The sequence below is a fragment of the Mycobacterium nebraskense genome, assembly GCF_002102255.1.
In the GTDB taxonomy this organism is placed as follows: Bacteria; Actinomycetota; Actinomycetes; order Mycobacteriales; family Mycobacteriaceae; genus Mycobacterium; species Mycobacterium nebraskense.
Window position 1 is genome coordinate 1 of sequence record NZ_LQPH01000036.1, and the last position, 7,564, is coordinate 7,564.

Sequence of the window (7,564 nt, forward strand, 5' to 3'; positions counted from 1 at the left end):
ACCGTTCCGACGATGACCGCGGCGGCAATCACGCTTCGGGTGACGATCATCATGATGATCAGAATGAGACTGATCGCCGCCACTCCGGCGATCAGCAGATCGTAGACGGCGCCCTCTTGAATATCGCGGTAGGTCGAAGCGGTGCCGCCCATGGAGATCGCGGCGCCCTGCAAAGGCGTTCCCTTGATGGCCTCTTTGGCCGCCTGCTGGATCGGCTCGACGCGAGCGATGCCCTCGGGCGTCGACGGATCTCCCTCCAGGCCAATGATGAAGCGGGCCGCCTTGCCGTCCGGAGACAAGAACATCTTCAGGCCGCGCTTGAAATCTGGATTGTCAAAGGCCGACTGCGGCAGATAGAACGAATCATCGACCTGGGCGGCGTCAAAGACCCGGCCCATGGCGCCGGGGTCTTTGGTGTTCATCTCCTGCTCTTTGTAGAAGGACACGAGCGTGCCGTGCCAGACCACCAGCATGTCGCGCATGATGGTCATCGTCGAAATCATCGGCAGCATTTGCGCCCGCATCTCCGGCAAGAGTCGGATGAGGACATCCAAATCCTTGACGAGACCCCTCAATTTCTCGGCCAGCTGGTCGACGTTATCGAACGTGTCGAATACCGACCTTATAGCCCAGCAGGCTGGAATATCGTAACAATGTCTCTCCCAGTAGAAATAGCTGCCGATCGGTCGAAGGAAATCCGAGAGATCCGCGAGGTGGTCTCTAATTGTGTCGGTGGTGTCCGACATGTCGTGGGTGAGGTGATCCATGTCGACGGTATTGTCGACGATTTGTCCCATCAGGTCATACATGTGCTTCATCGTGGCGATCGACACGTCCATGGCCTGCTGCTGGATCACCATGTCGTCCAGTCGGTCCTTCATGAATTCCATGTTTTCGGCATTTGAGACGCCTTGCATGCTGATGATAAAAGGAATCGAAGTGTGCTTGATGGACGTTCCCAGCGGTCTGGTTATTGATTTTACCTGCGCGATTCCAGGGCTGTGAAAAATATTTTTCGCGACCTTGTCCAAGATCAGCATGTCAACGGGAGTGCGCATATCATGATCGGTCTCGATCAATAGCACATCAGGGTTCAGCAGAGCTTGCGAAAAGTGTCGACCCGCGGCTCTGTCCCCGACAAGGGACGGCATGCTGGCCGGCATGAATTTGCGCAGATCGTAAGTCGTCCGGTAACTGGGCAAGGCCAGTAGTCCAATGAACGCCACCGCGCAGGTCGCCGCGAGCACCGGGCCGGGCCAGCGAACGATTGCGGTTCCCACCCGCCGCCACCGCCGAGTGGCCATCCTCCGCCTGGGGTCGAAGAACGTGAAGAAGCTGCCAAGGGTCAGCACCGCCGGTCCGAGTGTGAGCGCGGCGAGGACCGCAACCAGCATGCCTACCGCGCAGGGCGGGCCGAGCGACTTGAAGTACGGCAGTCGGGCAAAGCTGAGGCAATACATGGCGCCGGCGATGGTCAAGCCCGAGCCCAGAATCACATGGGCGGTCCCGTGAAACATGGCAAAGAACGCGGATTCTCGATCCCTGCCCGCGTAGCGCGCCTCGTGGTAACGGCCGAGCATGAATATCGCGTAGTCCGTGCTGGCGGCGATGGCCAGCAGGGTGAGCAAGTTCGTTGCGAAGGTCGAAAGACCGAAAACGTTGTGAGAAGCCAGAAAACTGACGACTCCGCGAATCGCGCCCAGCTCGATCCCGACCAGCACGAGGACCAGGATCGTGGTGACGAGAGACCGGTAGATGAAGAGCAACATCAGCGCGATCACCACCCCGGTGATCAGGGTGACCCTTGCGATACTTTTGTCGCCGGCCTCCGATTGATCGGCGATCAGCGCCGTCGAGCCGGTCACATATGCCTTGAGCCCACGCGGCGCCGGGGTGGTTTCCACGATATGCCGCACGGCGTAGACCGAATTGTATGCGGCCGTCTCGCTTTTGCCGGCGAGGTACACCACGACGTACGCGGCCTTGTCGTCCGGGCTTTGCGATCCCCCCGCGGTCAGCGGATCACTCCAGAAGTCCTGGATGTGCGCGACGTGTTGGGTATCGGCCGAAAGCCGTTGCAACAGCTCGTTATAGAAGCGGTGCGCGTCATCGCCGAGTGGTTTGTTGTCTTCCAGCACTATCGTGGCCGCGTTATCGGAACCGGTCTCCCCGAAGACGTGACCCACGCGCTTCAGCGCCTGAATCGACGCGCCACCCGCGGGGCTCATCGAAACCGAGTGCGCTTTGCCGACCACTTCCAGCTGCGGGATGGCGATATTGAGGATCGCGGTGAGCCCCAGCCATAACAGGACGATCGGCACCGCAAACCGGCGGATCAGTTGTGGCAAAAACGGCGGACTGGAAACCTCGGCTGTTTCGCTCATCCGGCGTTCACCTGGCAGAAGGTCAACGCTTTCGGACCGGTTTCGGACCTTTCGTCCTCAGTCTTGCCGTTCACCAGGATTCGGCAGCCGATCTCGCTGCCGTTGCTCTGCGCCAAAAGGTTGACGGTGACCGAAGTCAGCGTCGTCGTCACCGTTTGCGACCACGGCAGGGGAATATTTTCCAGCCGTTGCACGCGCGCGTCGGGGTCCAAATAGGCGATCTTTGCGGTCGCGGCGGGGCCGAAGACTTCATAGGTCACGCGTTTCGCGTCGAACAAAGGATCTTCGAGATCGGCCTTGACCCTGACAACGGGATGTCCGTGGACTCCGAACATGCTATGGAGCCGATAGATACCCAACCCCGCGACACCGGCGATGGCGATGATGGCCAGCAGCAACCACATTCGCTTCACGACTCTGGTAAACGGCACCATTTTTACCCTCGCGCGAACGTATATCTTCCGCCAATTTCCGACGTGCTCAACAATTTGATATCTCGTGCGTTAGCGACGTAGACGCTACCGTCGATGGACTGGCGCATCCTGGGTTTCAGCTAATCGTTATGTGGTTTCCCGGGCGAGTCTTGGGCTACTGTCCCGATCCGCCGTCAACGGTGTTGCGGCCGGCGGTTCATCGAGCGAGCCACCATGATCAAACTGAACACGATGATCGTCCCGATGACAGCGACGCCCACCCGGATCGGCAGCGCGTCCGCCGAGGGCATCAGCCCCGCGGCCTGCGCGCCGTTGCCCTGCCGGTCGGCGGCGCTGTCGCGCTTGGCGGGCGCCAGCGAGGGGTCGGGTTCGATCAGGTTGCCGACCTGGGTGCCCTGCGGCGTGCTGAATCCGTAGTCCAGCAGGTGCGCCGCCTGCTCCCACGGGGCGATCGGCTGCCGCGTCCCGTGCAGCAGCACCGCCATCAAGCGCCGCCCATTGTGGTTGGCCGCGCCGACGAAGGTCTGGCCGGCGTCGTCGGTGTAACCGGTCTTGCCGCCCAGGGCGCCCGGATACTTGTAAAGCAGCTGGTTGTCGTTTTCCAGTTCGTAGCCGGGACTGTCGCCGTGGCCGGGGAAGTTGAACGTCCGCGTCGCGACGATGTCGGCGAAAGTCGGGTTCTGCCAGGCGTAGCGGTAGAACAGCCCGATGTCGTAGGCCGACGTGCTCATCCCGGGCCCGTCCAGCCCGGACGGCGTCGCCACCCGGGTGTCCTTGCCGCCGAGCTTGGCGGCCAGCACGTTGATCTTCTCCACCGCCTGCTGCATCCCGCCGAGCTGCATCGCCAGCGCGTGCGCGGCGTCGTTGCCGGAGTGCATCAGCAGGCCATGCAGCAGCTGGTTGACGGTGAACACCCCGCCGTCCTCGACGCCGACCTTGGTGCCCTCGGCGGCCGCGTCGTCGGCGGTGCCGGGCACCGACTTGTTCAGGTTCAGCGCGTTGATGGACGCCATGGCGACCAGCACCTTGATGATGCTGGCGGGGCGGTGACGACCGTGCGGATCCTTGGCCGCGATCACCGCGCCGCTGTCCAAGTCCGCCACCAACCACGCGTCGGCGGAGACGTCGGTGGGCAGCGCCGACGTATCGGGGGCGGCGACGACGCCGCAGCTGCCCAGCGCCTCGCCGCCGACCGGCTTCGCAGGCACCGCCAGCGGGATCGGCGGGTCACCGGCCTGGGGAACCTCCGACGAATCCACCGCGGGCGGGGTGTTCACCTTGAAGGGGCAGTTCGCGGGGGCGGCGTTGGGTCCGGCGCCGGGCTCGGCTCTAGCGGCGGGCGCGGCCAGCGTCATCGGAGCGGCGACCAGGAAAATGGCCGCTGCCAGGCATGATGCGGGGCGTAGGAAGTTCATTGCTTGTGCAGACTAGGCGATTGCGGGCCCGATTCGGGGGAGCCGCGCTGTGACTGGTGGGACGGAAGTTAAGGATTGGCTGCCACCCGATCGGAGGACAGCAATTTCGCAAAATCGTATCCGGCCGAAGTGCGGTTCTCGCAGCTCAGAGCCCGGTATTGTGACCCGCCATGCGCGTACCGTTGGCGCCCGACGCCTCGGCACCGACCAACCCGTTTTGGCGACTGCTGTCCCAGGGCACGATCCACACCGCCGGGATGCAGCTGAGCAACGGTGCTGTGGTGCTGCCATTCATTGCCGCCCACCACGGCCTCACCTGGGCGGCCGCGATGCTTTTTCCGGCGTACAGCATCGGCTCGATCGTAGGACACTCGATGTCGCCGGCGGCCCTGCAGCGTGCAGGCCAGATGCGGCATTTGCTGCTGGCGGTGTCAGCGGCGGCCTCCGCCGCGCTGATCGTGTGCGACGCGGCAATCGCCTGGACCGGACTTTTCGCCACGGCGGTGTTTGTGCTGGTGTCCGCGGGCGGTGGCGTCGTCGTCGCGGTCTCTCGCGTTGCCTACCTCGACCTGATCTCCAGCAAGCTATCCGACTTTCGGCGGGGCGAGCTGCTACTGGTCAAGGGGGCCATCGGGTCGGTGCTGGCCACCGTCGTCGCTCTTACCTTTGTGCCGTTGCTGGCCCATGGCAGCACGATGGCGTATCACCGCAATCTGCTGTGGCTGGGCGCAGCCGGACTAGCCGCATCCGGAATCGCGGCGCTGTTCCTGGGCCCGGTACGGTCGATTTCGCTCACCCCACAGCTGTCGTTTCGGGACACCTACCGGCAGGGCTTCGCGGTCGCCCGGTCTGAGCCGTGGTTTCGCCGGTATGTGATCACGTCCCTGTTGTTCGCCCCGGTCAGCCTGGGCGCCACTTTCTATGCGTTGCGGACCGCCCATCAGGGCGGCGGTTTGCATGTGCTGGTCATCGTTTCCAGCATCGGACTGGTACTCGGTTCGCCGCTGTGGTCCAAGGTGTACCGGGGATTCGGAGTGCGCGGCATGCTGGTGGGCAGTGCCATCCTCAGCGCCGTCGCCGCCGCGATGTGCATCCTGGCTGAGATGTCCGGCCAGTGGTTGCGCGTATGGGCGTACGGCACGGTGTTCTTACTGGCGACGGTGGCCGGTGCGGCTGTCGTCGCTGCCGGGATCTCGTGGATCAGCGCGGTCGCTGCCGAACAGCACCGCGGGACACTGATCGGCTTTTGCTCGACGTTGGTTGCTGTCGTGTCCACAGTGCTAGGGGCCGCGCTCGGCGGAATCGCCCAAAAGCACACCACCATCTGGCCGGTTGTCGTTGTGTTCGTGCTGTCAGCCGTCGCCGCGCTCGTGTCCCTGGGTGCACCTCAGTCGGGAACACGGCGTGTAATCGATCGTCGCGAGCCCAGCGAGGCCTAGCGGCGCGGTTCGCGCCCGAAGCCGTCGATGGTCGCCTCCAACCCCTACACTGGCGGCTATTCCAAACGGTCGGTTGTGGTCTCGCTTGCGGGGTTCCCGCGATGGTGCCGGCGCGTCGGGCCCACGACCACTGAAGCACCTGCTCAAACAGGTCGAGAAGGCGACGCAGGTTCGGCGCTCGGGGCTCGACCAGGCGTTGGTGGAGTTGAAGCAGCATCGTGACGCCACACCCGATGCCGAGATGCGTTCTGCGCTCGTCTGGCTCTGCAACGCCGTGTCGCGGTTCTTGAAGGAGCCGACCACCCCGCGAGCTCGGGAGGTGGCGTTGGCCGTCGACGCCGTCAAGCGACTTCCCGCCGCCGGTTAAGCCGCCGCCGGCTTCGGTGAGCACGCCGCGCTGTGACTGATGGGACAGAAGTTCAGAATCGGGTCTGGCCGTTCCCCCAATCGGGGGACATGCAATTCGTCCGGTGGTATCCGATCGGAGGATAGTTCTGCCTGATCAGCGCCCATATTGTCGGTGTCATGGCCGTATTACTGGAGCAGGGTTCAGCACAAACGAACCCGTTTCCGCGCCTGCCTTCTCAGGGCGCGTTCTACACGGCCGGTATGCAGTTCAGCAATGGCGCCGTGGTGCTGCCGTTCATCTGCGCACACCTGGGCCTCACCTGGCTGGCCGCGCTGCTGTTTCCGGCGTACGGCCTCGGCTCCATCGTGGGAAATTCGGTGTCGCCGGCGGTGCTGCGGCGCGTAGGCCAGATGCGGCACCTGCTGCTGGCGGCGATGGCGGCGGGTGCGGCCGCGCTGATCTTGTGTGACTCGGTGATCCCCTGGAATGGCCTGCTCGCGGCGGCGGTATTTCTACTGACGAGCGCTGGGGGCGGAGTCATCGTCGCGGTCTCCAACGTCGCCTACCCCGACATGGTCTCCGGCAAGCTGTCCGCGTTGAAGCTGCTGTTGGTCCAGGGGACCATCGCGTCGGTGGTGGCCACCATTGCCGCGCTGTTGGTCGTGCCGGGGCTGGCCACCGGCGACAAGATGGCGTTGCACCGCGATCTGCTGTGTCTGGGCGCATTCGGACTGGCTGCCTCCGGCTTCGCGGCACTGTTCGTCGGCCCGGCGCGGTCCACTTCGATCGCCCCAAGGATGTCCGTGCGCGACACCTGCCGGCAGGGCTTCGGGGTCGCCCGCACCCAGCCGTGGTTTCGCCGGTATGTGATCACGTGCCTGTTGTTCGCCCCGCTCACCCTGGGCACCACCTTCTATGCCCTGCGTACCGCGCACCAGAGCGGCACTTTGCATGTGCTGGTGTTCCTGTCCAGCATCGGACTTGTCATGGGTTCCGCGCTGTGGCGCAAGGTCTACCAGCTATTCGGGGTGCGCGGCATGCTGCTTGGCAGTGCCCTGCTCAGCGCGGCCGCCGGCGTGCTGTCCATCGCGGCCGAGTCGTGCGGCCAGTGGTTTCACATGTGGGCCTACGGCACCGTGTTCTTAATGGCGACGGTGGCCGCCCTGGCCGTCTTCGCCGCGGCGATATCGTGGATCGGCGTGGTCGCCGCCGAACCCCACCGCGGGACGCTGATCGGCTTTTGCTCGACGCTGCTTGCCATCGAAACCACGGCGCTGGGAGGCGCTCTCGGCGGCATCGCACAAAACCACTCCACGATCTGGCCGGTCGTCGTCGTACTGATCCTGGCCGTCGCCGCCGCCGTTGCGGCACTGGGCGCACCCGCGTCGGAGCCGCGGTGTGCGGCGGTGCCCGCCTAGGGCGGGGCCGTCTGCGAAGAATGATCGGCGGGTGTCAGCAACAGGGCGCGCACCAAACGGCGGGGCCCGGAGGGCCGAAGCATCTGGCTGGCCGGGCGCGGGCGCACGCGTTGGGGCCACCAGAA

The 7,564-nt window shown here is 64.4% G+C and carries 4 protein-coding genes and 3 pseudogenes; 3 read left to right on the top strand and 4 right to left on the bottom strand.

Annotated elements, in window-relative coordinates; genetic code table 11:
• The 3 genes from AWC17_RS04095 to dacB1 all read right to left on the bottom strand — a co-directional run.
• The coding region (locus AWC17_RS04095; protein WP_085164313.1) for an MMPL/RND family transporter at nt 1-2,384 on the bottom strand (2,384 nt) is incomplete at its 3' end.
• Nucleotides 2,381-2,818, bottom strand: coding sequence for an MmpS family transport accessory protein (locus AWC17_RS04100; protein ID WP_046182901.1), 438 nt, complete (start codon nt 2,816-2,818; stop codon nt 2,381-2,383). The genes AWC17_RS04095 and AWC17_RS04100, both read right to left, overlap by 4 nt.
• 173 nt (nt 2,819-2,991) lie before the next feature.
• Nucleotides 2,992-4,233 carry a D-alanyl-D-alanine carboxypeptidase DacB1 gene (dacB1, locus tag AWC17_RS04105; protein ID WP_046182902.1) on the bottom strand — a complete coding sequence of 414 codons (1,242 nt, stop codon included), beginning with the start codon at nt 4,231-4,233 and terminating at the stop codon, nt 2,992-2,994.
• Between the two features lie 170 nt (nt 4,234-4,403).
• Here dacB1 and AWC17_RS04110 point away from each other — a divergent pair.
• The 3 genes and pseudogenes from AWC17_RS04110 to AWC17_RS04120 form a co-directional block, all read left to right on the top strand.
• Nucleotides 4,404-5,621, top strand: a pseudogene (locus tag AWC17_RS04110) (MFS transporter); the annotation flags it as partial.
• A 124-nt stretch (nt 5,622-5,745) separates the two neighbouring features.
• Nucleotides 5,746-6,039, top strand: a complete 294-nt coding sequence (locus tag AWC17_RS04115) for a hypothetical protein (RefSeq protein ID WP_046182903.1) — start codon at nt 5,746-5,748, stop codon at nt 6,037-6,039.
• Nucleotides 6,040-6,197: 158 nt separating this feature from the next.
• Nucleotides 6,198-7,403: pseudogene (locus AWC17_RS04120) on the top strand (MFS transporter); the annotation flags it as partial.
• Between the two features lie 32 nt (nt 7,404-7,435).
• Here AWC17_RS04120 and AWC17_RS34115 read toward each other — a convergent pair.
• Nucleotides 7,436-7,564, bottom strand: a pseudogene (locus AWC17_RS34115) (MMPL family transporter); the annotation flags it as partial.